Source organism: Haemophilus haemolyticus M19501, assembly GCF_000222025.1.
GTDB lineage: Bacteria > Pseudomonadota > Gammaproteobacteria > Enterobacterales > Pasteurellaceae > Haemophilus > Haemophilus haemolyticus_G.
Genome location: NZ_AFQO01000003.1, coordinates 129,615 through 154,740, shown reverse-complemented (window position 1 = coordinate 154,740; position 25,126 = coordinate 129,615). Strand labels below are relative to the sequence as shown.

Here is a 25,126-nt window from a genome sequence, read left to right as displayed (position 1 = left end):
GAAATTTAACTCCTTCGGATTATATCCAAGTTGTTTTTTGAAAACCTTAACCAAACTCAAAAAATGATACGTTCGTCACATTTTTTCTTGCGAAATTGAACATAGACTCTACAATACCGAAAATTTTTGACCCTTTTACAAAGGGTGCGGTTATTTTTCACCGCACTTTTAGCTCGGATGGAATATTATGGATTACGGCCAAGAAGCCATTACTTCTCTTATTTGGATTTTACAAACGCTAGCCATCACCTCTATCGTCTTTAGTTTTGGCATTTTTCTTTTGGTGCGTTTTACCCAATGGGGAAAACAATTTTGGATATTTGCAGGTGGCTATCTTTCACCTAAACGCAGCGTTAAACCTATCCTATTCTTTCTTCTCATTGTTGCAATGACGCTACTTAGCGTGCGCATCAGCCTTGTACATTCTGAGTGGTACAAAAATATGTACACCTCATTACAAGAATTTAATGAACATGTATTTTGGCAACAAATGGGCTTGTTCTGTGTCATCGCGGCAAGTTCTGTTTCTGCGGCATTAGTAAGCTATTATTTAGAGCAACGTTTTACCATTAACTGGATTGAATGGCTCAACGAACAATTTGTAGATAAATGGATGGCACATCGAGCCTATTACAAAACACAATATTTATCAGAAAATCTTGATAATCCCGATCAACGTATTCAACAAGATGTCCAATCTTATGTAAAAAACACACTTTCTTTAAGCACTGGCGTCATTGATGCGGTAACCTCGATGATCTCTTACACGATTTTGTTATGGGGATTAGCGGGTCCAATGATGGTACTTGGCGTGGAAATCCCACATATGATGGTGTTCTTAGTATTTGGCTATGTCATTGTCACCACCCTCATTGCATTCTGGCTCGGTCGCCCATTAATATCGTTGAATTTTATTAATGAACGCTTAAACGCAAACTACCGTTATTCTTTAATTCGCATAAAAGAATATGCCGAAAGCATTGCTTTTTATGCAGGTGAAAAGGTAGAAAAAAATCAGCTTTACCAACAATTCAATGCTGTCATCCATAACATGTGGGTAATCGTATTTAGAACGCTAAAATTTTCAGGATTTAACTTAGTTGTAAGTCAAATTTCTGTTGTTTTTCCATTGTTAATTCAAGTTGGGCGTTACTTTGAAAAACAAATAAAACTCGGTGATTTAATGCAAACTTTACAAGTATTTGGTCAGTTACACGCAAATCTTTCATTCTTCCGCAATACTTATGATAATTTTGCAAGCTATAAAGCAACGCTGGATCGTTTAACTGGGTTCAGTTATGCCATTGAAAAAGTAAATAATAAATCACAAACACAGATCCACAATCATCCAACAGATGTGATTTTCAAAAATCTAAGTATTCAAAATCCATTAGGTCATATACTAATTAAAAATCTAAACATTACCTTACCGCAAGGAACAAGTTTGCTTATTCAAGGAAAATCTGGGGCAGGAAAAACCACGCTTTTACGCACCATTGCTGGGCTTTGGAGCTACGCTGAGGGGGAAATAAATTGCCCTACGCACAATCAGCTTTTCTTGTCACAAAAGCCATATGTGCCACAAGGAAATTTAATGTCAGCATTAGCTTATCCAAATAAATCCGACAACATTTCACATAATCAAGCCATTGAAATACTCAATAAAGTTCAATTAGGTCATTTAGCTGAACAATTAGACAAAGAACAGGATTGGACACGTATTCTTTCTCTTGGCGAACAGCAGCGTTTAGCATTTGCGCGTTTGATTCTACACAAACCTGCCGTAGCCTTCTTAGATGAAGCCACGGCTAGTATGGATGAAGGTTTAGAATTTTCGATGTATCAACTATTAAAACAAGAGCTACCAAAAACTACGCTAATCAGTGTTGGCCACCGTTCAACGCTGAAAGCTTTACATCAGCAACAACTGACTCTGCAAGATAAAGGCCAGTGGCAACTAACGTAAAAAACACGAAAAACAACTGTAATTTCAACACATTTTTTGGTACATTTAGCACAATTTTTTGCGTGCTTGGCGATGAGATAATTTCACTTTTTCAGCCAAGCAAAATTAACTCTGATTTTAAAATGGAATAATTATGTTATTTAAAAAAATACGTGGACTTTTCTCCAACGATCTTTCTATCGACTTGGGTACAGCTAACACCTTAATTTATGTCAAAGGTCAAGGTATTGTCTTAGATGAACCTTCTGTTGTCGCGATTCGCCAAGATCGTGTTGGCACATTAAAAAGTATTGCGGCGGTAGGTAAAGAAGCGAAATTAATGCTTGGACGTACGCCAAAAAGCATCGCTGCCATTCGCCCAATGAAAGATGGCGTAATCGCAGACTTCTTTGTTACAGAAAAAATGTTGCAATACTTTATCAAACAAGTTCACAGCGGTAATTTTATGCGTCCAAGCCCTCGTGTACTTGTCTGTGTGCCTGCTGGTGCAACACAAGTAGAACGTCGTGCAATTAAAGAATCCGCAATCGGTGCTGGTGCGCGTGAAGTATATTTAATTGAAGAACCAATGGCAGCCGCAATCGGCGCTAAATTACCTGTTTCCACTGCAGTTGGTTCTATGGTAATTGATATCGGTGGCGGTACAACTGAAGTCGCTGTTATTTCCTTAAACGGTATCGTATATTCTTCTTCAGTTCGTATCGGTGGTGACCGTTTTGATGAAGCGATCATTTCTTATGTTCGCCGCACTTTTGGTTCTGTTATCGGTGAACCTACTGCTGAACGCATTAAACAAGAAATCGGTACAGCCTACATTCAAGAAGGTGATGAAATTAAAGAAATGGAAGTGCATGGTCACAATCTTGCTGAAGGCGCACCTCGTTCATTCACCTTAACCTCACGTGATGTTTTAGAAGCTATTCAACAGCCATTAAATGGTATTGTAACCGCTGTTCGTACTGCTCTTGAGGAATGTCAACCAGAGCACGCAGCTGATATTTTTGAACGAGGTATGGTGTTAACTGGTGGTGGTGCACTATTGCGTAATATTGATACCCTTCTCTCTAAAGAGTCTGGCGTTCCAGTCATTATCGCAGAAGATCCATTAACCTGTGTTGCTCGCGGTGGTGGTGAGGCATTAGAAATGATCGATATGCACGGTGGCGACATTTTTAGTGACGAAATTTAATTTAGACCAAAAATAAAAAGTGCGGTTAAAAATGACCGCACTTTTCCTTTTAATCTTTTTATCTCAACGTAGGACGCTTAATGAAGCCTATTTTCGGTAAAGCCCCCCCGCTTGGCATTCGATTATTATTAGCTGTAGCAGCTTCCTTTTCTTTAATCTTAGCTGATGGTCAAACTAATTCAATGACTAAAGCTCGCAGCGCTATGGAAACCGCAGTGGGTGGTCTCTATTATCTTGCCAATAGCCCTCGTACAGTATTAGATGGGGTATCAGATAATTTAGTCGATACCAGTAAATTACAAATCGAAAATAAAGTATTACGCGAACAATTACGTGAAAAAAATGCCGATTTACTCTTACTAGATCAACTCAAAGTCGAGAATCAGCGTTTACGTTTATTGTTAAACTCCCCTTTACGCACAGATGAATACAAAAAGATTGCGGAAATTTTAACTGCAGAAACAGATATTTATCGTCAACAAATTGTTATTAACCAAGGGGAAAAAGACGGAGCTTATGTTGGTCAGCCTGTAATTGATGAAAAAGGCGTCATTGGCCAAATTATTTCTGTGGGAGAGAACACGAGCCGAGTATTACTCTTAACTGATGTCACCCATTCTATTCCAGTACAAGTTCTACGTAACGATGTTCGCGTCATTGCAAGTGGAACCGGGCATACTGATGAGCTAACTCTTGATAATGTACCTCGTTCTGTGGATATCGAAAAAGGCGACTTACTTGTAACGTCTGGTCTTGGTGGCCGTTTCCTTGAAGGCTATCCAGTAGCGGTTGTACAAAGCGTGTCACGCGATGGTTCCAATTACTTTGCGACGGTCAAAGCCAAACCTCTCGCAGCCCTTGAACGCTTACGCTATGTATTGCTGCTTTGGCCAAGCAATTTAGATATGTCTAAAGTAAAATCTATGTCTCCAGAAGAAGTGCGTAATTTAGTGCAAAAACGTTTAGAAAGCCAAGCGAATGAAGCTGATTACAAAGTAAAAAAAGCCCCGTTAACAGACGATAATCTTCAAGAAAATAAGGATAAATCAACGGTTGAACCTGAAATTCCAACCGATGCACCGCAAAATGAAGAAGCTGTACCGTCAGAACAACAAGAACATAGGGAAGAAGATTAATGCAAACTCGCTTTATTTTACAATGGCTCACAATTTTAATCTTCTTTGTCGTAGCATTAGTGCTAGAACTCGCACCCTGGCCACTTGGTTTTCAAGCATTTAAGCCTGCTTGGTTAGTTCTCGTTTTACTTTACTGGGTTCTGGCTATTCCAAATAAAGTCAGTATTGGGTGGGCATTTTTATTAGGGCTTGTATGGGATTTAATCCTAGGTTCCACATTGGGTATTCATGCCCTGGTCCTTTCTGTGACAATTTATTTTGTGGCAAAAAACTATCTCGTACTCAGAAATTTATCGCTTTGGTTTCAAAGCCTTTTAGTGATTGCGTTTGTATTTATTGTCAGATTAGCTATTTTTTTAGTCGAATTCTCCCTGCATACCGCATTTTTTAACTGGCAAGAAATCTTTGGGGCTTTAGCGTCGGGAATACTGTGGCCATGGGTATTTTTATTAATGCGTAAAATGCGCCGAAAAGTTAAATTACATTAAAAAAGAGAGATAAATATCTCTCTTTTTCATGACTTACGAGTATCTAAAAAACTAATTCAACTGCTTGTTCGCATCCATTAAAGAATCACATTCCCAGCCAATATACTCTCCCGAAAATTGACTAGCCAGTTTTTCAAACCGTTCGACTTGTTCAAAAATTTCACCATTATCTAATGAAATTTCTTGCTCTAATTTCACCAAGAAATAAGGCTCATCATCTTCATTAAACTGAATAGCTTGTGCGGAATATTGTAATGTCGTGAAAGAATAATCCCCTAAACTAAGTTCATCCATAAAAGGGAACATTTTCTCTTCTTCATCAAAATGAAAACTATGCTCCACCAGATACGTATCACTTAAATCACGACCTTTATTTTTCAATAAATCAAGCAACTCTTCCGTTGCATTTAACTTAATCTCTAATGGAGAAGCAAGCAAAAAGTCAAAATAAGTATCCCAACTTAAATCCTTTTGTACATTAATATCTTTAACAAAATCAATTTGTTGTAAGGTTTCTACTACAAGATTTTCATGCTCACAATAAAAATGCATTTTAGCTTGAGAATTACAAATAAAATGTCCGGCAAAAAATACATTCGGAAGTGCGGTTAATTGCGCCAGAATTTTAAATACACGATTAATTAACTTATCGTATTCAACTTCTGAGGGCAAACCTGTTTCATCATCAGCCTTATAAGCGATAGTGAATTGCACTATTTTATCGAGATCTTTACCGTGATATTTTTCAACATCTTCAATATTTGCGGTAAACACGGCAGGCATACCATTCACGGTAGAACGATAATTCTGCCAATTAGCCATATCCATTTCGCTTTCCTATTTAAATTCAGCCCAAATCGGTGCGTGATCAGACGGTTTTTCCATTGCTCGAATATCTAGTGCAATGCCCACATCGACACAGCGTTCAGCCAATTTTTGACTTACTAAAATATGATCAATTCGTAAACCTCGATTATCATCAAAACCTTTAGAACGGTAATCAAACCACGAGAATTTATCATTTGCTGTTGGGTTCAGCTTACGGAAACTGTCTTCTAATCCGTAATCATATAAACGTTGATACCACGCTCTTTCTTCTGGTAAGAAAGAACATTTACCTGAGCGTAACCAACGTTTACGATTTTCATCGCCGATACCAATATCTAAATCACTTGGGCTGATATTCATATCGCCCATAATTAAAATCGGATTCGATTTGTCGTGTTCTTTTTCTAAATACTGTTGAAGATCCGCATAAAATTTCTCTTTAGCTGGAAATTTAGTCTCGTGCGCACGGCTTTCCCCTTGAGGAAAATATCCATTAATGACAGTCAACAAACCAAAATCAGTTTCAAGATCAGCCATAATAATGCGTTTTTGCGCATCTTCATTGTCTGTTGGAAAACCGCGACGAACCGCTTTAGGTTCTTGTTTAGTCAATAATGCTACGCCATAGTGACCTTTCTGTCCGTGATGAAATACGTGATAACCTAAGTTTTCTGTAATTTCATAAGGAAAAGCCTCATCCGCGACCTTAATTTCTTGCAAGCCGATCACATCCGGCTGATATCTTTCAATAATGGCTTCAAGTTGATGTGGGCGAGCACGTAAACCATTTATATTAAAAGAGATAAATTTCATTTTTGTTCCTATTAAAGAGTAAAATTGTCTTTATTATACAGAGATTTCTATTTTGATAAAAACGGCTTTGCCAGATAAGCCTTAATTTGCTCAAACACACTGGGGTTAATCCAAAATTGACCTTCAGAGGGTAAACAAGTTACCGAAATAAAATCATTCAAATAATCAAATTCCAATTGGGCAGCATGCAAATAAGTGCGGTCAATTTTTTCAATGTTTTTACCATAAAGTCCATCGCCCAAAATCGGGCTACCTAAACTTTTCATCGCAACACGTAATTGATGCGTTTTCCCTGTTTGTGGTTTTAAAATAAATAAACGTAAATTAGGTTCACAGCTTACGCTTTCAAAACGCGTAATTGCTGGATTTTCTTTTGTTTGACAAAGTTTCCATGCGCCATCTCGGGCTTTCTTCATATCCCCGATAATCACCCCTTGTTTCTTTTTAGGCTTTTGGCTACTTAATGCCAAATACGTTTTATGAATTTTATGTTCAGAAAAAAGTCGTGAAAATTCAGCCGCACTTTCAGCGTTCAACGCCAAAATTAATAACCCCGACGTCACTTTATCCAAGCGATGAACCAACCATACTTGAGGTACATTCAGTTGTTTTGCAACAAGTTCTGTTAAACCTTGTTCTGCTTGATCTTTATGAACACTAATACCTTCAGGCTTATTGATAATAATAAAATCGCTATGTTGATAAACAACCTCGATTTTCATCAGACTTGCTCCTTTTTGTAAATTTTATTTTTACCTAGAACAATATCTTTCACCGAGCTAAGTAATTCCTGTTGAATATGTGAAAGCTTTGGTTTTTCGTTTAATTGAAATGCTAATGGGCGACAAAGCTCCATTGCTTTCACACCTAATCTAGCAGTGAGCAATCCCACACCGATTCCTTGAGCTATACGAGCAGAAAGTTTTGCTGTTACATCTTGAGAAAGCCAATCCATTCCAATATCTTGTGCCACTTCGGTTGCCCCAGCAAAAGCGATATTGACCAATACCATTCTTAACAATCGAATACGTGAAAAATACCCTAATTCAATTCCATAAATCTCAGCAATCTTATTCATTAATCGAAGATTTCTCCACGCGATAAAAAACATATCCACTACAGCAAGTGGACTAATCGCGACAATCACAGCTGATTCAGCAGCCATTTTACTAATCAATTTTTTAGCTTGTGCATCAAAAGTAGATAAAACATTACGACTGAATAAATGCGTAATTTCTTGCGCTGAATAAGCTTCATTTAATTGGTGTTGCCATTGAATTACCGCAGGAGAATCATTTTCCAAACGTAGAGATTTTGCAATATCTAAGCAAAGCGCTTTACTTTTTTCTGCGTTATGAACAGAAAAAACATCGCCATTTTTTACCGCACTTTCTAACCAAATCTGCTGACTTTGTTGTTGCAATTGCTCACGTTTTTTTAAACTAACTAAACGTCGCCACTCACCAATAATCTCTTTAATCCCCAATAAAATGACAATTAAACTGACTAAAGCAAAAGCAAGATAAATCCATTGATGTTGTTGATAGCTATCCCAAATCCACTGCACGGATTGCGCAACCGTCGCCACACCAAATAAAAGTGCGGTAAATTTTAATACCGTTTTTCCAAAACCTGATTTTGGTTTCAATGCCTGTTCAAGTTGAGCATCAATTAACACCCCTTCCAAGGGTTCATCCAGCTTTGTTTCTACATGATGAAACTCTTGCTTAGGCTGATATTGTTCTTCCTCAACGTTGACTGCATGTTCAAAAATTTGTTTTTCCATTGCCTATTCCAAAAAATAACCCCACTGAAAAGTGGGGTCACAACGTTAAAATTCAATCATTATTCATCGCTTGAGAAAATAGAAAGTAATCTTAATAAACTCAAGAATAAATTGTAGATTGAAACATAAATATTCACGGTTGCGCGAATGTAATTCGTTTCACCACCATGGATGATATTACTCGTTTCATACAAAATAGTCATTGTAGAGAACACAACAAATAATGCACTAATTGCGACTGATAACGCAGGAATTTGGAAGAAGAAACTCGCCACCATACCAAGTAATAGCACAATAAATAATGCGAACATTGCGCTTGATAAGAATGACATATCTTTTTTCGTGGTTAACACATAAGCTGAACATGCGAAGAACACAATTGCAGTTCCTGCGAATGCAAGCATAATCAAATCTTCCATTCCACGTGCCACATACATATTTAAAATTGGCCCGATGGTGTATCCCATAAATCCTGTGAAAGCAAAGGCAGCGAAAATACCTGCAGGACGATCAGCTAATTTATTTGTTAAGAAAAGTAAGCCATAAAAACCCACTAATAACACAATAATATTTGGATATGGCAGGTTTAGGCTAATTGAAATAAACGCAACAACCGCTGAAAATGCCATTGTTAATCCCAATAAAAAATACGTGTTACGCAACACTTTATGTGTGCTGAGTAGCGATTCCTGCTGAGCATCCACAATAAGACGTGATTGCATAAAAGCTCCTTGTAAAATAAGTAAAAAGTCTCCTGTAAGGTAAGGGCTAGGGGTAAAAAAGTCAATGGTATTGATAGAATTAATTTCATCAAAATGAATAAATTATCATCACCTAAACTTAAATCATGAGATTTCTGTTTACATCAATAAAATATTCATTATACTACGCCCATCAATCACGGAGGAATGGTCGAGTGGTTGAAGGCACCGGTCTTGAAAACCGGCGAGGGTTTACGCCCTCCTAGGGTTCGAATCCCTATTCCTCCGCCATCAGAATTAAAAAAATCCCTAAGTCGAAAGGCTTAGGGATTTTTACTTTGTATTACGTTATTTGGTTAATCCATTCACAAGTGAAATAACAGCCTGAATATCGCTATCAGACAATTTTCCTTCTTTCACAAATTTTACTTTTCCCGTTTTGTCTAACACGATAATTGCACTATCTTTAGGATTTAATCCCCAAGCATTTTTGACTGCACTTTTATCATCTAATACAACCTGGCTATGTGGATTTTCCTGTTTTCCTTTTTGTGCACTATTTTTTACAAACATACCTGTACCAACAATCGCATCATCCGCATTAATAATGGTCGTTGTTTGGTATTTTGTAGGATTAAAATGAGATGCTTTTATCGCATCAATCATTGGCTGATTTTTCTCTTTTGCTGCAGTTCTACCAGCCAAATGATGGACAACACGCACTTTACCCGCTAATCCAGCAGAACCCCAAGGTTGAAACGTGGTATCTTTACCAGAAAGTACAATTTCACCATACTCACTCACTTTTACCGATGGTAAAGATTGCTCTAATTGCAAATTGTGTGCCCAAGTTGAGCTACTAAACATCACGCCACAAACTAAGGCAATAATTTGTTTTTTCATACATTTTCCTCAAAAATTCATCAAAAACTTTCACGCTTTGGCGAAAGATATCTTTTTTGCTATACTCGCGCGCCTATTATATGTAATCAAGAAGGAAAACCCAATGGATCAAATGCCTAATTGCCCAAAATGTCAAAGTGAATACGTTTACCACGATTCAATTAATTTTGTTTGCCCTGATTGCGGTAATGAATGGGACAATAATGAAATTCAAGAATCAGATGACGATCAACTCATCGTAAAAGACAGCAATGGGAATTTGCTTGCAGATGGCGATGATGTACTTTTGATTAAAGATTTAAAATTAAAAGGTTCATCAGAAGTATTGAAAAAAGGTACAAAATTCAAAAACATCCGCTTAGTAAATGGCGATCATAACGTCGATTGCGGCAAAATCATGTTGAAATCCGAATTTTTGAAAAAAGCTTAATCAAAAAATGCGGTCTAAATAGACCGCACTTTGCTCTTTAAAGAAATAAATTTATTTAATAATATCAATTACTTCCCTGATCAATCGTCCAATTTCATCCCAATTTTTAGATTGAATCAATTTTTTCTCCACAAACCAAGAGCCTCCACAAGCAACAATATTAGGAATAGCGAGATAATCCCTTATGTTATGAAGCCCTATACCACCAGTCGGCATGATCTGTAACTGAGCATAAGGACCGAGCAATGCTTTAATCATTTTCACTCCGCCTGAAGCCTCCGCAGGGAAAAATTTTACCGCCGAAATTCCCATTTCTAATGCAGTTTCAATGGCCATAGGATTATTCACCCCCGGTGTTATTGGAAAATTCAAATCTTGACATAATTTCACAATTTTTGGATTTAACCCAGGAGTAACCACAAAATCTGCTCCGCTACTTTTAGCTAAAACTACTTGTTCCTCAGTTAAAACTGTGCCCGCAGCAATCAAAAAATCGGGTCGATGAGTACGCAGTAAATGAATTGCATCTACCGCTGCTTCAGAGCGAAAAGTAATCTCTGCCACAGGTAAACCATTTTTAGCCAACGTATCTGCTAGCGGCAAAATATCTTCTGCATTATCCAACGCAATTACAGGCACAATTTTGAGTACACGAAGTTTTTCAATAATTTGTTGAGTTGTGTATGACATAATTTTCCCTATTTAAAATAATTTTTTGCATTGTTGAAACAAATATCTTCAATCATTTTACCCAGTAATGAAATGTCATTTGGAGCTTCACCTTTTTCAACCCATCCGCCAATCATTTCACATAAAATACGGCGGAAATACTCATGGCGAGTGTAAGATAAAAAACTACGTGAATCAGTTAGCATTCCAACAAATTGACTGAGTAACCCTAATTGAGAAAGCTGTTGTAACTGACGTTCCATTCCGTCTTTTTGATCATTAAACCACCATCCAGAACCAAACTGTATTTTGCCTGCAATACCATCGCCTTGAAAGTTTCCGATCATACTAGCAATCATTTCATTGTCTCGAGGATTTAAACAATACAAAATAGTTTTAGGCAATTGATTTTTCCTATCCATTGCATCTAACAAACGAGAGAGGGGCTCAACATAAGTTCGATCACCAATGGAATCAAAGCCACTATCTGCACCGAGTAAAGCAAACATTCGACTATTATTGTTACGTATTGCACCAATATGCATTTGCATTACCCAGTTACGTTTACAATATTCCGAAGCCAACCACACTAAAATGGCCGTACTAAATTGAGCAACTTCTTCTTCCAAGAGCGGTTGATTTTGCAAACGTTTTTGTAAAATACTATTCAATACTGATTCATCTGGAATAGCTGAAAAACGGACAATTTCCATACCATGATCAGCAGATTTACAACCTTGAGCATCAAAATATTCAAGACGTTTTAACAACGCTTTTTGTAAATCTGCAAACGTATAAATATCTACATCTGCAATTTCACTTAACTGTACAAGGTAATCATTAAATTGCGGCAACTCAATTTTAAATACTTTATCAGGTCGCCAACTTGGTACCACATCAATATCAAAACTTTCATCATTCTTGATTGCTTGATGATATTGCAAAGAATCAATGGGATCATCTGTTGTCCCCACTAATTTCACGTTCATTTTCTGCATAATGCCTCGCGCAGAAAATTCAGGTTGTTGCAACATTTCATTACATTGATTCCAAATTTTTTCCGCATTTTGTGGATTAAATAACATATTGGTTATACCAAAAGGGCGACGTAATTCTAAATGTGTCCAGTGATAAATTGGATTACCAATACAAAGGGGAACTGTTTTCGCCCAAGCCAAATATTTTTGATAGTTAGTAGCCTTCCCTGTAATCAATTCTTCTGGTATTCCAGCTGTACGCAAAGCTCTCCATTTGTAGTGATCACCCTCTAGCCAAATTTCAGCTAAATCATTAAATTGACGATTTTCCGCCACTTCTCTTGGATTTAAATGACAGTGATAATCAAAAATAGGTTTATGTTTTGCATAATCATGATAGAGAATTTTTGCTGTATCTGTTGAAAGAAGAAAATCTTCATCCATAAATTGTTTCATTTAATCCCCCTATACTCCACTATACGCAGAAAAACCACCATCAACAGGTAAAACTACCCCATTGACAAAAGCAGAATAATGCTCATCTATTAAGAAAAGTAATGCACCTAGTAATTCTTCTGGCTCACCAAAACGCCCCATTGGTGTGTTAGTTAGAATTTTATTTGCTCTATCTGTTGGTTTTCCTTCAGTATCAAATAATAAAGCGCGGTTTTGATTACTAACTAAAAACCCTGGTGCGATAGCATTACAACGAATACCAACTTTTGAGAAATATACAGCAAGCCATTGAGTAAAATTACTGATTGCAGCTTTTGCACCAGAGTAAGCAGGTATCTTTGTAAGTGGTGTAAAGGCATTCATACTAGAAATATTAATAATATTTGCCCCTTGTTTACCAAGCATATCTTTTGCAAAAACTTGAGTTGGTAATAATGAACCTAAATAATTGAGATTGAATACAAATTCTATACCAGATTTATCTAAATCAAAGAATGTTCTCGTCGTTTCATTTAAATCAAATTGATGGAACTCATTATCTGTTGTCGCTTTTGGATTATTCCCACCAGCACCATTAATTAAAATATCACAAGTGCCAAAATCAATAGCTATTTGATCACGCACTTCTTTAATATTTTCAAGTTCTAACACATTAGTTTTATAAGCTTTTGCTTTTCCACCTGATTGGTTAATTTCTTTTGCTGCTTTGTCTGCTGCCTCGAAATTCAAATCTAACAGGGCAATATTAGCTTTAGTATGTGCTAACTGCTTGGCTAGAAATGAACATAACACTCCACCAGCCCCCGTGATTACAATTAGCTTATTTTCTAAGTTATGGTTTGCTGCAATATTCATAGTAAACTCCATTAATTAAATTCAGATTGAAGATGAGAAGTTGCGACTTTATCTATAATCGCACCTTTATGCTGAATGACGATGCCAGCAATACGATTGCCTTGCTGACAACAAATTTCGAGAGATTTATTTCGTAAATAACCGTTCAGAAATCCAGCATTAAAAGAATCACCAGCAGAGGTTGTATCCACTACATTTAAAATAGGTTCAGGTATCACTTGCCCATATTGAGATAAATATCTATCTGAAAAAATAGCACCATTCTTACCGCACTTCACAATCACTTTTGATATACCAATTTTATGTAATCGCTCTAAAGTATCCCTAGATGTTTTATCTTTCCATAATTCTTGTTCATCATCAAAAGTCACCAAAGCTATATTGACACTAGGCAAAAGCTGCAAATAACAATCTTGAGTTTCTTCTAATGAACCCCAAAGTGCAGGGCGATAATTACTATCAAAAACAATTTCTGTGCCTTTTTTAGCTAAAGAAGATAATTGTTCAATTAAAAAAGTGCGGTCATTTTTCGGTAAGATTGCTAATGAAATACCACTTAAATAAATCACATCAACTTGCTGAAGTTCTGCAATAACCTTAGCAAAATCAGGATGTTGAACCATATAATGTGCTGCAGATTGATTACGCCAATAAAGGAACGTGCGTTCGCCTTGAGCATCTAATTGGATTAGATAAAGACCTGGTTGATGCTGTTCATCCTGTAAAACCCAATTTGTTTGGATGCCATCAGCTTGCCAATATTTAAGCATTTGTTTACTTAAATTATCAGTTCCTAATGCAGAGACATAATGAACTTGAATCTCTTTTGATGAACTTACTCGGCTAAGATAAGTTGCAGAATTTAAGGTATCACCACCATAACTTTGCCACATTTCCGCAAAGGGTTTCCCATTGAGCTCAATCATACACTCGCCGATAAATGCTATTTTTTTCATATTCGCCCCAAAGTAAAGGGTATGCGAAAACGCCTACCCTTCTCAATGCAAATTATTTAGTTGCTAAACTATCAATACGTTCAATATATTCCTTAAGTAAAGGATTTGATTTAGCAGCATCATGCATATTCTTTGTTGCATCAATAAACGGCTTTTTATCAACTTCAACAAAAGTTACACCCAATTTATCTTTTGCTTCTTGAGTCGTTTCAGCAATCATTTTTTGCCATAAATCTTTATGATACATCATAGAATCATCAGCAGCTTTCTTGAGAGCCTGTTGTTGGTCTGGTGTTAATTTGTCCCAAGATTTTTGACCTATTACCAACACATCAGGAATCATTGTGTGTTCATCACGACTAAAGTATTTCGCAACCTCACCATGACGTGCTAATGTTAAAGCTGTTTCATTATTTTCAGCTCCATCGACTACTTTTTGTTGCAACGCTGTATAGAGTTCACCATAAGCTAATGGTGTTGGATTTGCGCCCATCAATTTGATCATTTCAACTGCGGTTGGGCTTGGTTGAACACGAATTTTCATACCTTTTAAATCTTCAGGAGACTGGATTGGTTTAGCAGCATAGAAACTACGTGCGCCACCATCATAATAAGTTAAACCAACGAACCCCTTTCCTTTTGATGAATCAAGGATTTTTTGCCCTACCGCAGGATCAAGTAAAACACGATAGTAATGGTTCACATCATGAAAAAGATACGGGATATTATATGCGCCATAAGAAGGCTCAAAGGCCTCCAATTCACTCGCATTTGATTTTGCCATATCAAGAGAACCTGCTTGTAATAGTTCCATTGATTCACGCTGGCTGCCTAATTGGCTATTTGGATAAATGCGGATCACCACTTCTCCATTAGTTAATTTTTTTACTTCATCTGCCATATACTGCATTGAAATATGAACAGGATGAGTTTTGTCATTGTTATGACTTAATTTTAATACGGTTTTAGCAGAAGCTGAGAAAGCAACTCCAGCAGACAACGCCAGCGTTAAAGCGCAAGAAAGCATATGTTTTTTGATTTGCATAAGGCATCTCCATAATAAGTAAATTAAAGACTAATCCTCTAACAGCTCGGATGTTATAAAGATAATAGACCAACAAATTTAATGTGGTCAATCCAATTATTTTAAATTGGTGATCCAGATCACATTTTTAAATAAAAAAACTTGTCAAAAATAAAAAAACACACAAAATTGGTTCACCAACTTAAGTTAATAACATAAGGAACCTATGATGAATAAATTTATATCTATTATGAATTGGGCATTATCAACGATTTGTGTAGCTTTAAGTTCATTTCTAGTGTGTTGCGTAGTTTGGCAGGTGTTATCTCGTTATTTATTAAATACACCTAGCACTTATACAGATGAAATAGCTAGATTTCTCTTTATTTGGGTGGGCTTAATGGGCGCAGCTTATGCTCTTGGTCAAAAGAAACACCTAGCGATCGATCTTCTAGTCAGCAAATTCGAACACTCACCCAACCTTCAACATCGATTACAACTTGTAATTAATTTAATCAGCGTGGCTTTTGCAACAATGATTATGTGCTATGGGGGAGGCAACTTGGTAATAGACACTGTAAACAATGGGCAAATATCACCTGTCTTAGGTATCCAAATGGGATTAGTTTATCTCGCAATTCCTTTAAGTGGTTTCTTTATGCTGATTTACCTTTTAAGAGATATTATAGATAACTTTCATCATTTGAATCTTAAATCATCACCGCTTTCAGATAATCAAGGAGAATAAAATGGAATGGTCCAATATTATTGTGCTTAGCTCAAGTTTCTTTGTCCTACTTTTTATTGGTGTACCAATTTCATTTTCAATTGGAATTGCCTCACTGCTTACTATTATGCTTTCTATTCCTTTTGATGCTGCTATTGCTGTTATTTCGCAAAAAATGGCATCTGGATTAGATAGCTTTTCACTACTCGCCATTCCTTTTTTCATCTTAGCGGGCAATATTATGAATCGTGGCGGTATTGCTATGCGGTTAATTGAATTTGCTAAAGTCATCGGTGGTCGCTTACCTGGATCTCTAGCACACGTGAACGTACTCGCAAATATGATGTTTGGTTCAATTTCAGGTTCAGCTGTAGCATCAGGAGCAGCAATGGGTGGGATTATGTCACCTTTACAAAAGAAAGAAGGATATGATCCTGCTTTTTCCGCTGCAGTAAATATTGCCTCTTGCCCAACTGGACTACTTATTCCGCCAAGTAATACCTTTATCGTTTATTCATTAATTTCTGGAGGAACATCTATTGGTGCATTATTCCTTGCAGGTTACATTCCAGGAATTTTGATGGGCTTATCAATCATGATTGTTGTTGCCATCATTGCGAAAAAAAGAAAATACCCAATATCACCAAAACCAACTCGCTCAGAAGCGATGAAAAAGACGCTTGATGCATTACCAAGCCTTGGTTTAATCATCGTTATAATGGGAGGTATCATTGGTGGCATCTTCACTGCAACAGAAGCTTCAGCGTTCGCTGTAGTCTACACATTAATTCTTGCTGTCGTGTTCTATCGCGAAGTGACCATCAAAGAATTACCAAAGATCATTTTAGATTCGGTTGTTACAACTGCAATCGTACTACTATTAATCGGTACATCAATGGGAATGTCATGGGCAATGGCAAATGCAGATATTCCTTACACTATTAGTGATGCATTATTAAACGTCTCAGATAACCCAATTATCATACTTCTAATCATCAACATCATTTTATTAGTTGTGGGTGTATTTATGGATATGACACCAGCATTGCTTATCTTCACACCAATTTTCTTACCTATTGTGACTGAATTAGGCATGGATCCTGTTCACTTCGGTATATTAATGGCTTTCAACCTTTCTATCGGTATCTGTACACCACCTGTTGGTAGCGCATTATTTATCGGATGTTCTGTTGGCGGAGTGAAAATTAATCAAGTTATTAAACCGCTACTACCATTCTATGCAGTTTTAATCTTAACACTCTTATTAGTAGCTTACATTCCATCATTAAGTTTAGCGTTACCACAAATATTATTAGGTTATTAATTCACGCATTAGGAAAATAATATGAAAACGATTAAAAATTGGCAATTTGTAGAAAATCATAATCATCGCATTGATATTGCCTGCGATCACAGTTATCAAATGCATATTTTCGTGTTAGAAAATGATTTATTACGCGTGGCATTTACAAAGAATAAGGAATTTAACGTCCCTCATACCTGGGCTATTACACCAAATCAATCAGATGTAGATTGGCAAGGTCGTGATAAATGGTCGTTAGAAGGGTTTTCCTGCCCTGATTATGAAGTAAAGCAAACAGAAAAAACGCTTGAAATATCAACCGCACTTTTAAAAGTAACAATTCATCAACCACTCTATCTAGAATGGGAATATAAACACGGTGATAAATGGAAACCATTATTTAAAGACCGGCAAACTGGTGCCTATTTGATGGGTATTTCAAATACTACCATTTCTCATTATTTACAACGAGATATTCAAGAACATTATTATGGACTCGGTGAAAAAACAGGAAATCTAAATCGCCACGGACGTCGCTTTGAAATGCGTAATATTGATGCAATGGGCTATAATGCTGAACATACAGATCCTCTTTATAAACACATTCCATTCTATATTACACATACTCCTGAAGTAAGTTATGGGCTATATTACGATAATCTTGCGCCTTGTTGGTTTACCTTAGGTAGTGAAATTGACAATTATCATTCTTACTATCGTAACTATAAAGCTGAGGATGGAGATCTAGATTACTACGTTATTCTAGGTCCCCAAATACTTGATGTAACAAAAAAATATTGTCGCCTTACGGGAGGTACTATTTTTGGTCCAAAATGGAGCTTAGGTTATAGTGGTTCAACTATGTACTATACCGATGCACCTGATGCCCAAGAACAACTAAAAAAATTTGTAAATTTATGTAATGAGCATGATATTCCTTGTGATTCATTCCAGCTCTCTTCAGGTTATACCTCCATAAATGGGAAGCGTTATGTTTTCAACTGGAATTATGACAAAATTCCAACACCGAAAGAAATGACAAAATATTTTCAGAATGCAGGAATGAAGTTAGCTGCAAACATTAAACCATGTTTATTACTAGATCATCCACGTTATCAAGAAGTGGAAAAACTTGGATTATTCATTAAGGATTCTGAATCAAATAATCCTGAAAAATCTATGTTCTGGGATGATGAAGGTTCTCATTTAGATTTTACCAATATAGACACGGTGAATTGGTGGAAAAAGAATGTAAAACAACAATTACTCGATTACGGCATTGATGCTACTTGGAATGATAATAATGAATTTGAAGTGTGGGACAACTACGCAAAATGCCATTATTTCGGTGAAGGTATGCCAATAAAATTATTGCGCCCACTACAACCATTATTAATGATGAAAGCTTCCTATGAAGCTCAATTAGAGTACGCACCAAATAAACGTCCTTATTTAATTTCACGTTCTGGCTCACCTGGAATGAACCGTTATGTACAAACTTGGTCTGGAGATAATCGTACCAGTTGGAATACATTACGTTACAATATCAAAATGGGATTAGGTATGAGCCTTTCTGCACTTTATAACGTTGGACATGATGTAGGTGGATTCTCAGGAAATAAACCAGATCCTGAGTTATTTGCACGTTGGGTTCAAAACGGTGTAATGCATCCACGTTTCACTATTCATTCTTGGAATGATGATAAAACCGTTAATGAACCTTGGATGTATCCACAAATAATCAATATTATTCGTGATGCTATCCAATTACGTTATATATTAATGCCTTATTTATATAACACATTATGGAAGGCTCATCATGAACATGAACCAATACTGCGTCCGACATTCCTTGATCACGAACATGATAAAAATACCTTTGAAGAAAATGATGACTATCTTTTAGGTGAAGATTTACTCGTCGCTTCTGTTGTTGAACCTAACCAGCGAAAACGTGAAGTCTATCTACCACAAAATTTTGTTGGTTGGTATGACTATTACACACACAAATGGTTTAATGGCGGCGAAAGAATCATAGCTGATGCGCCATTAGAAAAAATTCCTTTATTTTTAAAAGCTGGAAGCATTATTCCAATGGCAAAAAAAGGTCATAAAAATACGTTATCTGATAATTATAGACAATTATTAATTCTGCCTTTTATTAATCAAGGAGAGAAAAATATTACTTTATTTGATGATGACGGTGAAAGTTTCGATTATTTAAAGGGTAAATTTTTGAAACTTAATATTCATCTAAAATGCACAAGTCAAACAGTTGAACTTGTTTTAGAAAAATCGGGTGATTATTTACCAAAATATAATGAAATTAATTTTAATCTTCCTAATGAAGAAAGTAGAAAATTGATCATTAATGGTAAAACAGTCACTAAAGGCTATAAATTGAGTTTATTAGATTAAAATTAGGAAAAATTTATGAACATTGATGACTTGCGATCCTATAAAAAAATAGGAAATGAGTTAAAACAACAGCTAAATAATCATCAATATAAAATAGGCGATAAACTACCTGCAGAGCGAGACTTGGCTGATTATTTTGATGTAAGTCGTACAGTCATTCGAGAAGCCATCATTATGCTTGAATTAGAAAACCTTGTTGAAGTACGTAAAGGTTCTGGAGTGTATGTGATTGCATTGCCACAACGCTCTGCAAGTAATGATGAATTTTTAGATAAGGTTGATGTAGGCCCTTTTGAACTTTTACAAGCTCGCCAATTATTAGAAAGTAGTATGGCTGAATTTGCTGCATTACAAGTGACAAGAGCAGATATTACTAAATTAAAAGACATTCTAGCAAGAGAGCGAAATACACTTGAACAAGGTGATGAAGATTATGTGGCAGATGAAGATTTTCATCGTACGATAGCAGAAATAACCCAAAATGAAGTTATCTTGCAAATGCAAAAAGCACTGTGGGATCTTCGTACTAATAGTCAAATGTGGAAAGGTTTACATCTTCATATTCCAAATCAGAGCTATCGTCACCTTTGGTTACAAGATCATGAGAATATTATTACAGCCCTGCAGAGAAAAGATCCTGCAATGGCAAAAAAAGCAATGTGGCAACATTTAGAAAATGTTAAGCAAAAACTTTTTGAATTATCTGATGTAGATGATCCTAATTTTGATGGTTATCTATTTAATATGAGCCCAATTGTTGTTGATCGTTAGAAAACTATAGGAGTTAAAAATGGAACAAGCATGGCGTTGGTATGGACCAAAAGATCCAGTTTCTTTATCTGATATTCGTCAAGCAGGCGCAACTGGTATAGTCACTGCACTTCACCATATTCCTAACGGTGAAATATGGAATATTGAAGAAATTAAAAAACGCAAAACTGAAATAGAGAATGCTGGTTTAAGCTGGTCAGTAGTGGAAAGTGTACCAGTTCATGAAGAAATTAAAACTCAGACTGGAAATTATCAAAAATGGATTAATAACTACAAACAAACTCTTCGCAATCTTGCTCAATGCGGAATTGACACTGTTTGTTACAATTTTATGCCTGTTTTAGACTGGACTCGAACCGATCTTGCTTATGAATTACCAGATGGTTCTAAAGCATTACGCTTTGATCATATTGCTTTCGCAGCATTTGAACTTCATATTTTAAAACGTCCTGATGCAGAAAAAGCCTATAATCAAGAAGAACAAGTTGCAGCAAGAACCTATTATGACAAGATGTCAGAGCAAGATATAACGCAATTAACGCGTAATATTATTGCGGGCTTACCTGGGGCAGAAGAAGGCTACACTCTTGATGAATTTCAAAGTCAATTAGATCGCTATAAAGATATTTCATCCGAAAAATTCCGAACACATTTAGCATATTTTTTACATGAAATCGTGCCTGTTGCCCAAGAAGTAGGAATCAAAATGGCGATTCACCCTGACGATCCTCCACGCCCAATCTTAGGCTTACCACGCATAGTTTCAACTATTGAAGATATGCAATGGTTTGTAGAAACTCAGCCATTGTCAGCAAATGGTTTTACAATGTGTACGGGTTCTTATGGCGTACGTTCCGATAATGATCTCGTAAAAATGACAGAACAATTTGCAAATCGTATTTACTTCGCACATTTACGTTCTACTCAACGTGAAGATAATCCACTAACCTTCCATGAAGCAGCTCATCTAGAAGGAGACGTAGATATGTTTAATGTAGTAAAAGCTTTATTAAATGAAGAATGTCGTCGATTAAATCAAGGAGAAACACGTTTAATCCCAATGCGCCCAGATCATGGGCATCAAATGTTAGATGACTTACGTAAAAAAACCAACCCTGGCTACTCTGCCATTGGTCGGTTAAAAGGTCTAGCTGAATTTCGCGGTTTAGAGATGGCACTAAAAAAAGTGTATTTCAATAAGTAAAAGAAAAAGTGCGGTCGTAAAAAACATTATTTTTATCGACCGCACTTCTAATTTATTTCATCAATCTTCTCATTCGAATATTGATCATTTCGACCACAACAGAGAATCCCATTGCAAAATAGATATAACCTTTCGGGATGTGAATATCTAAACTTTCTGCAATTAAACTAATTCCCACTAAAACCAAGAAGGCTAAAGCTAGAATTTTCAACGTTGGGTGTGTATCCACAAAATCGCCGATTGGTTTTGCTGCAAACATCATCACACCCACGGCAATAATAATCGCCAAAATCATCACAGGAAGGTGGCTTGCCATACCTACGGCTGTAATCACGGAATCTAAAGAAAATACAATATCTAGCACTGCAATTTGAATTAATACGCCAAGATAACTCACTTTATTTTTTCTTTCCGATTCATGATGGTCTTGATGATTGATTGCTTCTCTAATTTCGCCTGAACTTTTTATAATCAGGAATAAACCACCGATTAATAAAATCAAATCACGCCCAGAAATTTCTTGATTAAACACAGTAAATAACGGTGCAGTAAGTTTCATCATCCACGCCAGTGACATTAAAAGTAAAATTCTTGTCAGCATTGCTAAACCAAGTCCAACAATACGACCAGACTGGCGTTGGCTTTCAGGTAAACGCCCAACTAAGATACTAATAAAAATAATATTATCGACCCCTAAAACGATCTCCAAAGCAGCAAGTGTCGCAAGTGATACCCAGGCTTCAGGATCTGCAATCCATTCAAACATAATTTTTCCTATAATTGAGTTAAATAAATCCGAAAGTGCGGATCATAATGGCTTTATGATGAAAAGCAATCGTTATTTATATTTGAGAAATAATTGATTAGTCGTTTTTAAGTGTTTCAAAAATCCTTTCAGCAAGTTTAGGGGAAATGCCCGGTACAGAGGTTATTTCATCTAAGGTCGCCTTTTTCACACCTTGTAAACCACCAAGATATTTCAGTAAAGCTTGACGACGTTTAGCACCCACTCCTTCAATGGTTTCTAAACCACTTTGTGTAAAGGCTTTTTGACGTTTTTTACGGTGTCCGCTTATGGCGTAGTTATGGCTTTCATCGCGGATATGTTGAATCAAATGCAATGCCAAGCTATCATCAGGTAAATGAATTTCGCGGTCTTGTTTGCTGATGATCAGTACTTCTTGCCCTGCTCGACGATCCACACCTTTTGCCACGCCAATTAAGTGCGGTCTATTTTTATCCCATTTTACTTGAAGATGTTGGAACACGTTCAGTGCACGATTTAATTGCCCTTTTCCACCATCAATAAAAATAATATCGGGAATTTTATCTTCTTCTAAATCACGCTCATAACGTTTCTGCAACGCTTGTTCCATCGCAGCATAATCATCCCCGCCAGTAATCCCTTCAATATTAAAACGACGATAATCAGATTTCATTGGACCTTCTTGATTAAAGACAACACAAGATGCCACCGTTTGATTTCCCATCGTGTGGCTTATATCGAAACATTCCATACGCTTAATTTCAGGAAGATTTAGCAGATCACACAACGCTTGATAACGCTCTGACATTCGTGAAGATTGTTTAAGTTGTACATTTAAAGCCGCTTTTGCATTAACTTGTGCGAGCTGTAAATATTTACTCTTATCGCCTTTTACACTTTCCTGAATCGTCACTTTTCTGCCCGCTTGATCCGTAAGAAGTTGCTCAAGCTCTGATTTTTCAGCTAATTGACGATCAACAATAATGCTATTCGGGATACTTCGTCCTTGATGACCTTGTAAATAAAATTGCCCCACAAAAGTTTCGGTAAGTTCTGATAAATCCGTATTGGCAGGTACTTTTGGGAAGTAACTGCGATTGCCGAGCACTTTTCCTTGACGAATAAACATCACTTGTACACAGGCTAAACCGTGTTGGTAAGCGATGGACATAATATCCATATCATCTAAACGTTCATTGGATACAAATTGTTTTTCAATAACTGAACGTACCGCCTGAATCTGATCACGATAACGCGCAGCCTGTTCAAAATCTAAATTTCTGCTTGCCTGCTCCATTTTACCGATTAAATAATCTAACACCTGTTGATCTTTGCCTTGTAAAAATAAACGGGCTAATTCAACTTGCTGATTATATTCTTCATCAGAAACATATCCCTGTACACAAGGCGCAGAACAACGCCCAATTTGATATTGCAAACAAGGACGAGAGCGGTTGGAATAAACGGAATTTTCACATTGTCGAACAGGGAAAAGTTTTTGCAAAAGCGATAAGGTTTCACGCACGGCTCCTGCGTGAGGATAAGGTCCGAAATATTCACCTGTAAATTTTTTAGACCCACGATAGGACGTGATTCTTGGATGACGTTCTTTGGTTAATAAAATAAATGGATAGGATTTATCATCACGTAATAATACGTTATAACGAGGCTGATAAAGCTTGATGAAATTATGCTCTAACAGTAAAGCTTCCGTTTCAGATGAAGTTAGCGTGGTGTCAATATGATGAATTGATGCCACCAACGCTTCTGTTTTTTTACTGCTCAGATTTTTACGAAAATAGCTTGAAAGGCGTTTTTTTAGATCCTTTGCTTTCCCAACATAAATAACCTGATCTTTATCGTCATACATACGATAAACACCAGGTTCGTGAGAGACATCCGCTAAGAACTTTTTAGCATCAAACATTTTAATTCGCCGCTAAAATTGCCCGCACTTTTTCCAAATCTTCAGCGGTATCCACTCCCACTGCAGGCACTTCTTTCGCAAGCTCCACATGAATGCGTTCGCCGTTATATAACACTCGAAGCTGCTCAAGTTTTTCTAGATTTTCAAGTTGAGTCGGTGCCCATTGCACATATTGTTTTATGAACCCCGCACGATATGCGTAAATGCCAATATGACGTAAGTAAGCGTCCGCAAGCTGTACTTTCTGAACATCCTGTAAATTCATAAACTGCTCACGATCGTAAGGTATAACCGAACGGGAAAAATACAGCACATAGCCGTCTTTATCCGTCAAAACTTTCACTGCATTTGGATTAAATAATTCCTCAGCATCGTGAATTTTTACCGCAAGGCTTGCCATATTGACATTAAATTTTGCTAAATTATCTGCCACTTGTCGCACGATAATGGGTGGAATCAAAGGCTCATCGCCTTGAATATTGACAATGATTTCATTGTCAGGAATCGCTAATTTTTCTACAACTTCCGCTAAACGTTCTGTACCAGAATTATGATTAACCGAAGTCATGCACACTTCTGCGCCAAAACTTTTGGCAACATCAGCCACATTTTCATTATCGGTGGCAATAATCACTCGGCTCGCACCAGACTGCAGTGCTTTCTCAAATACATGTTGAATCATTGGCTTGCCTGCAATATCAGCAAGAGGTTTTCCAGGCAAACGACTTGATGCAAAACGAGCGGGGATAATCACGGTAAATGACATAATTTATTCCTTATTCTTTAATATTTCAGCTTTATCGGCAAGCAATCAAAACAACTGGGGATTAATC

Annotated in this window: 24 protein-coding genes and 1 tRNA gene; 11 read left to right on the top strand and 14 right to left on the bottom strand. The window is 36.7% G+C overall.

Annotation, left to right across the window (positions count from 1 at the left end; translation table 11 throughout):
* Nucleotides 1–187 precede the first annotated feature (187 nt).
* The 4 genes from GG9_RS07255 to mreD all read left to right on the top strand — a co-directional run bounded on the left by GG9_RS07255 (nt 188) and on the right by mreD (nt 4,779).
* Entirely contained in the window at nt 188–1,966 is a 1,779-nt protein-coding gene (locus tag GG9_RS07255; protein ID WP_005630274.1) for an ABC transporter ATP-binding protein/permease, read from the top strand.
* Nucleotides 1,967–2,099: 133 nt separating this feature from the next.
* A complete protein-coding gene (locus GG9_RS07260) occupies nt 2,100–3,155 on the top strand; it encodes a rod shape-determining protein (RefSeq protein WP_005630272.1) in 1,056 nt (351 codons plus the stop codon).
* 80 nt (nt 3,156–3,235) lie between these two features.
* On the top strand, nt 3,236–4,291 hold the full coding sequence (gene mreC, locus GG9_RS07265; protein WP_005630269.1) for a rod shape-determining protein MreC: 1,056 nt from the start codon (nt 3,236–3,238) through the stop codon (nt 4,289–4,291).
* Nucleotides 4,291–4,779: a rod shape-determining protein MreD gene (gene mreD / locus GG9_RS07270; RefSeq protein WP_005630267.1), complete on the top strand. Its 489-nt coding sequence runs from the start codon at nt 4,291–4,293 to the stop codon at nt 4,777–4,779. The genes mreC and mreD overlap by 1 nt, the downstream gene beginning before the upstream one ends.
* A gap of 51 nt (nt 4,780–4,830) precedes the next feature.
* Here mreD and GG9_RS07275 read toward each other — a convergent pair whose 3' ends face one another.
* The 5 genes from GG9_RS07275 to GG9_RS07295 are packed head-to-tail and all read right to left on the bottom strand — an operon-like array spanning nt 4,831 to nt 8,928.
* A complete protein-coding gene (locus GG9_RS07275; RefSeq protein ID WP_005630265.1) occupies nt 4,831–5,607 on the bottom strand; it encodes a TIGR01619 family protein in 777 nt (258 codons plus the stop codon).
* A gap of 9 nt (nt 5,608–5,616) precedes the next feature.
* Entirely contained in the window at nt 5,617–6,420 is an 804-nt protein-coding gene (gene xthA / locus GG9_RS07280) for an exodeoxyribonuclease III (protein WP_005630263.1), read from the bottom strand.
* A 47-nt stretch (nt 6,421–6,467) separates the two neighbouring features.
* Nucleotides 6,468–7,142, bottom strand: coding sequence for a TIGR01621 family pseudouridine synthase (locus GG9_RS07285; RefSeq protein ID WP_005630261.1), 675 nt, complete (start codon nt 7,140–7,142; stop codon nt 6,468–6,470).
* Entirely contained in the window at nt 7,142–8,206 is a 1,065-nt protein-coding gene (locus tag GG9_RS07290) for a YcjF family protein (protein WP_005630259.1), read from the bottom strand. Before GG9_RS07290 ends, GG9_RS07285 begins: the two co-directional genes overlap by 1 nt.
* A 59-nt stretch (nt 8,207–8,265) precedes the next feature.
* Nucleotides 8,266–8,928, bottom strand: coding sequence for a Bax inhibitor-1/YccA family membrane protein (locus GG9_RS07295; RefSeq protein ID WP_005630256.1), 663 nt, complete (start codon nt 8,926–8,928; stop codon nt 8,266–8,268).
* A 180-nt stretch (nt 8,929–9,108) separates the two neighbouring features.
* Here GG9_RS07295 and GG9_RS0108495 point away from each other — a divergent pair.
* Nucleotides 9,109–9,198: transfer RNA gene (locus GG9_RS0108495), tRNA-Ser, on the top strand.
* 57 nt (nt 9,199–9,255) lie between these two features.
* Here GG9_RS0108495 and GG9_RS07300 read toward each other — a convergent pair.
* Nucleotides 9,256–9,810: a YtfJ family protein gene (locus GG9_RS07300; RefSeq protein WP_005630252.1), complete on the bottom strand. Its 555-nt coding sequence runs from the start codon at nt 9,808–9,810 to the stop codon at nt 9,256–9,258.
* Nucleotides 9,811–9,913: 103 nt separating this feature from the next.
* On the opposite strand from GG9_RS07300, the gene GG9_RS07305 reads away from it, so the two are divergent.
* The gene (locus GG9_RS07305) at nt 9,914–10,240 is read left to right on the top strand and encodes a zinc ribbon domain-containing protein YjdM (RefSeq protein WP_005628024.1); all 327 of its coding nucleotides are present in this window, start codon (nt 9,914–9,916) and stop codon (nt 10,238–10,240) included.
* Between the two features lie 51 nt (nt 10,241–10,291).
* Here GG9_RS07305 and GG9_RS07310 read toward each other — a convergent pair whose 3' ends face one another.
* Genes GG9_RS07310 through GG9_RS07330 form a run of 5 tightly spaced genes read right to left on the bottom strand, consistent with a single transcriptional unit; the run spans nt 10,292 to nt 15,198 of the window.
* Nucleotides 10,292–10,930: a bifunctional 4-hydroxy-2-oxoglutarate aldolase/2-dehydro-3-deoxy-phosphogluconate aldolase gene (locus GG9_RS07310; RefSeq protein ID WP_005630249.1), complete on the bottom strand. Its 639-nt coding sequence runs from the start codon at nt 10,928–10,930 to the stop codon at nt 10,292–10,294.
* 8 nt (nt 10,931–10,938) lie between these two features.
* Nucleotides 10,939–12,342 carry a glucuronate isomerase gene (gene uxaC, locus GG9_RS07315; RefSeq protein WP_005630247.1) on the bottom strand — a complete coding sequence of 468 codons (1,404 nt, stop codon included), beginning with the start codon at nt 12,340–12,342 and terminating at the stop codon, nt 10,939–10,941.
* A 9-nt stretch (nt 12,343–12,351) separates the two neighbouring features.
* Entirely contained in the window at nt 12,352–13,197 is an 846-nt protein-coding gene (locus GG9_RS07320) for an SDR family oxidoreductase (RefSeq protein ID WP_005630246.1), read from the bottom strand.
* A gap of 11 nt (nt 13,198–13,208) precedes the next feature.
* Nucleotides 13,209–14,153, bottom strand: coding sequence for a sugar kinase (locus GG9_RS07325; RefSeq protein ID WP_005630244.1), 945 nt, complete (start codon nt 14,151–14,153; stop codon nt 13,209–13,211).
* 52 nt (nt 14,154–14,205) lie between these two features.
* The gene (locus GG9_RS07330; RefSeq protein WP_005630242.1) at nt 14,206–15,198 is read right to left on the bottom strand and encodes a TRAP transporter substrate-binding protein; all 993 of its coding nucleotides are present in this window, start codon (nt 15,196–15,198) and stop codon (nt 14,206–14,208) included.
* Nucleotides 15,199–15,406: 208 nt separating this feature from the next.
* Here GG9_RS07330 and GG9_RS07335 point away from each other — a divergent pair, with 208 nt between their 5' ends.
* From GG9_RS07335 to uxuA, 5 genes are read left to right on the top strand one after another with little or no spacing between them, the layout of a single operon-like run.
* Entirely contained in the window at nt 15,407–15,925 is a 519-nt protein-coding gene (locus tag GG9_RS07335; protein WP_005630240.1) for a TRAP transporter small permease, read from the top strand.
* 1 nt (nt 15,926) lies between these two features.
* The gene (locus tag GG9_RS07340) at nt 15,927–17,228 is read left to right on the top strand and encodes a TRAP transporter large permease (RefSeq protein ID WP_005630238.1); all 1,302 of its coding nucleotides are present in this window, start codon (nt 15,927–15,929) and stop codon (nt 17,226–17,228) included.
* A 21-nt stretch (nt 17,229–17,249) separates the two neighbouring features.
* Nucleotides 17,250–19,625 (top strand): glycoside hydrolase family 31 protein, encoded by a 2,376-nt coding sequence (locus GG9_RS07345; RefSeq protein WP_005630236.1) that lies wholly within the window; start codon nt 17,250–17,252, stop codon nt 19,623–19,625.
* Nucleotides 19,626–19,640: 15 nt separating this feature from the next.
* The gene (locus tag GG9_RS07350; protein ID WP_005630235.1) at nt 19,641–20,396 is read left to right on the top strand and encodes an FCD domain-containing protein; all 756 of its coding nucleotides are present in this window, start codon (nt 19,641–19,643) and stop codon (nt 20,394–20,396) included.
* Nucleotides 20,397–20,415: 19 nt separating this feature from the next.
* Nucleotides 20,416–21,600: a mannonate dehydratase gene (uxuA, locus tag GG9_RS07355; protein WP_005630233.1), complete on the top strand. Its 1,185-nt coding sequence runs from the start codon at nt 20,416–20,418 to the stop codon at nt 21,598–21,600.
* A gap of 52 nt (nt 21,601–21,652) precedes the next feature.
* On the opposite strand, the gene GG9_RS07360 is transcribed toward uxuA, so the two are convergent.
* The 3 genes from GG9_RS07360 to kdsB all read right to left on the bottom strand — a co-directional run bounded on the left by GG9_RS07360 (nt 21,653) and on the right by kdsB (nt 25,059).
* Entirely contained in the window at nt 21,653–22,366 is a 714-nt protein-coding gene (locus GG9_RS07360) for a TerC family protein (RefSeq protein ID WP_005630231.1), read from the bottom strand.
* Between the two features lie 97 nt (nt 22,367–22,463).
* Nucleotides 22,464–24,293, bottom strand: coding sequence for an excinuclease ABC subunit UvrC (gene uvrC, locus GG9_RS07365; RefSeq protein WP_005630229.1), 1,830 nt, complete (start codon nt 24,291–24,293; stop codon nt 22,464–22,466).
* A gap of 1 nt (nt 24,294) precedes the next feature.
* Nucleotides 24,295–25,059: a 3-deoxy-manno-octulosonate cytidylyltransferase gene (gene kdsB / locus GG9_RS07370; RefSeq protein ID WP_005630227.1), complete on the bottom strand. Its 765-nt coding sequence runs from the start codon at nt 25,057–25,059 to the stop codon at nt 24,295–24,297.
* Nucleotides 25,060–25,126 lie beyond the last annotated feature (67 nt).

Coding starts and splice junctions, on each gene's coding strand:
- GG9_RS07255 (WP_005630274.1), top strand. CDS start 188: ATGGATTACGGCCAAGAAGCCATTACTTCTCTTATTTGGATTTTACAA.
- GG9_RS07260 (WP_005630272.1), top strand. CDS start 2,100: ATGTTATTTAAAAAAATACGTGGACTTTTCTCCAACGATCTTTCTATC.
- mreC (WP_005630269.1), top strand. CDS start 3,236: ATGAAGCCTATTTTCGGTAAAGCCCCCCCGCTTGGCATTCGATTATTA.
- mreD (WP_005630267.1), top strand. CDS start 4,291: ATGCAAACTCGCTTTATTTTACAATGGCTCACAATTTTAATCTTCTTT.
- GG9_RS07275 (WP_005630265.1), bottom strand. CDS start 5,607: ATGGATATGGCTAATTGGCAGAATTATCGTTCTACCGTGAATGGTATG.
- xthA (WP_005630263.1), bottom strand. CDS start 6,420: ATGAAATTTATCTCTTTTAATATAAATGGTTTACGTGCTCGCCCACAT.
- GG9_RS07285 (WP_005630261.1), bottom strand. CDS start 7,142: ATGAAAATCGAGGTTGTTTATCAACATAGCGATTTTATTATTATCAAT.
- GG9_RS07290 (WP_005630259.1), bottom strand. CDS start 8,206: ATGGAAAAACAAATTTTTGAACATGCAGTCAACGTTGAGGAAGAACAA.
- GG9_RS07295 (WP_005630256.1), bottom strand. CDS start 8,928: ATGCAATCACGTCTTATTGTGGATGCTCAGCAGGAATCGCTACTCAGC.
- GG9_RS07300 (WP_005630252.1), bottom strand. CDS start 9,810: ATGAAAAAACAAATTATTGCCTTAGTTTGTGGCGTGATGTTTAGTAGC.
- GG9_RS07305 (WP_005628024.1), top strand. CDS start 9,914: ATGGATCAAATGCCTAATTGCCCAAAATGTCAAAGTGAATACGTTTAC.
- GG9_RS07310 (WP_005630249.1), bottom strand. CDS start 10,930: ATGTCATACACAACTCAACAAATTATTGAAAAACTTCGTGTACTCAAA.
- uxaC (WP_005630247.1), bottom strand. CDS start 12,342: ATGAAACAATTTATGGATGAAGATTTTCTTCTTTCAACAGATACAGCA.
- GG9_RS07320 (WP_005630246.1), bottom strand. CDS start 13,197: ATGAATATTGCAGCAAACCATAACTTAGAAAATAAGCTAATTGTAATC.
- GG9_RS07325 (WP_005630244.1), bottom strand. CDS start 14,153: ATGAAAAAAATAGCATTTATCGGCGAGTGTATGATTGAGCTCAATGGG.
- GG9_RS07330 (WP_005630242.1), bottom strand. CDS start 15,198: ATGCAAATCAAAAAACATATGCTTTCTTGCGCTTTAACGCTGGCGTTG.
- GG9_RS07335 (WP_005630240.1), top strand. CDS start 15,407: ATGAATAAATTTATATCTATTATGAATTGGGCATTATCAACGATTTGT.
- GG9_RS07340 (WP_005630238.1), top strand. CDS start 15,927: ATGGAATGGTCCAATATTATTGTGCTTAGCTCAAGTTTCTTTGTCCTA.
- GG9_RS07345 (WP_005630236.1), top strand. CDS start 17,250: ATGAAAACGATTAAAAATTGGCAATTTGTAGAAAATCATAATCATCGC.
- GG9_RS07350 (WP_005630235.1), top strand. CDS start 19,641: ATGAACATTGATGACTTGCGATCCTATAAAAAAATAGGAAATGAGTTA.
- uxuA (WP_005630233.1), top strand. CDS start 20,416: ATGGAACAAGCATGGCGTTGGTATGGACCAAAAGATCCAGTTTCTTTA.
- GG9_RS07360 (WP_005630231.1), bottom strand. CDS start 22,366: ATGTTTGAATGGATTGCAGATCCTGAAGCCTGGGTATCACTTGCGACA.
- uvrC (WP_005630229.1), bottom strand. CDS start 24,293: ATGTTTGATGCTAAAAAGTTCTTAGCGGATGTCTCTCACGAACCTGGT.
- kdsB (WP_005630227.1), bottom strand. CDS start 25,059: ATGTCATTTACCGTGATTATCCCCGCTCGTTTTGCATCAAGTCGTTTG.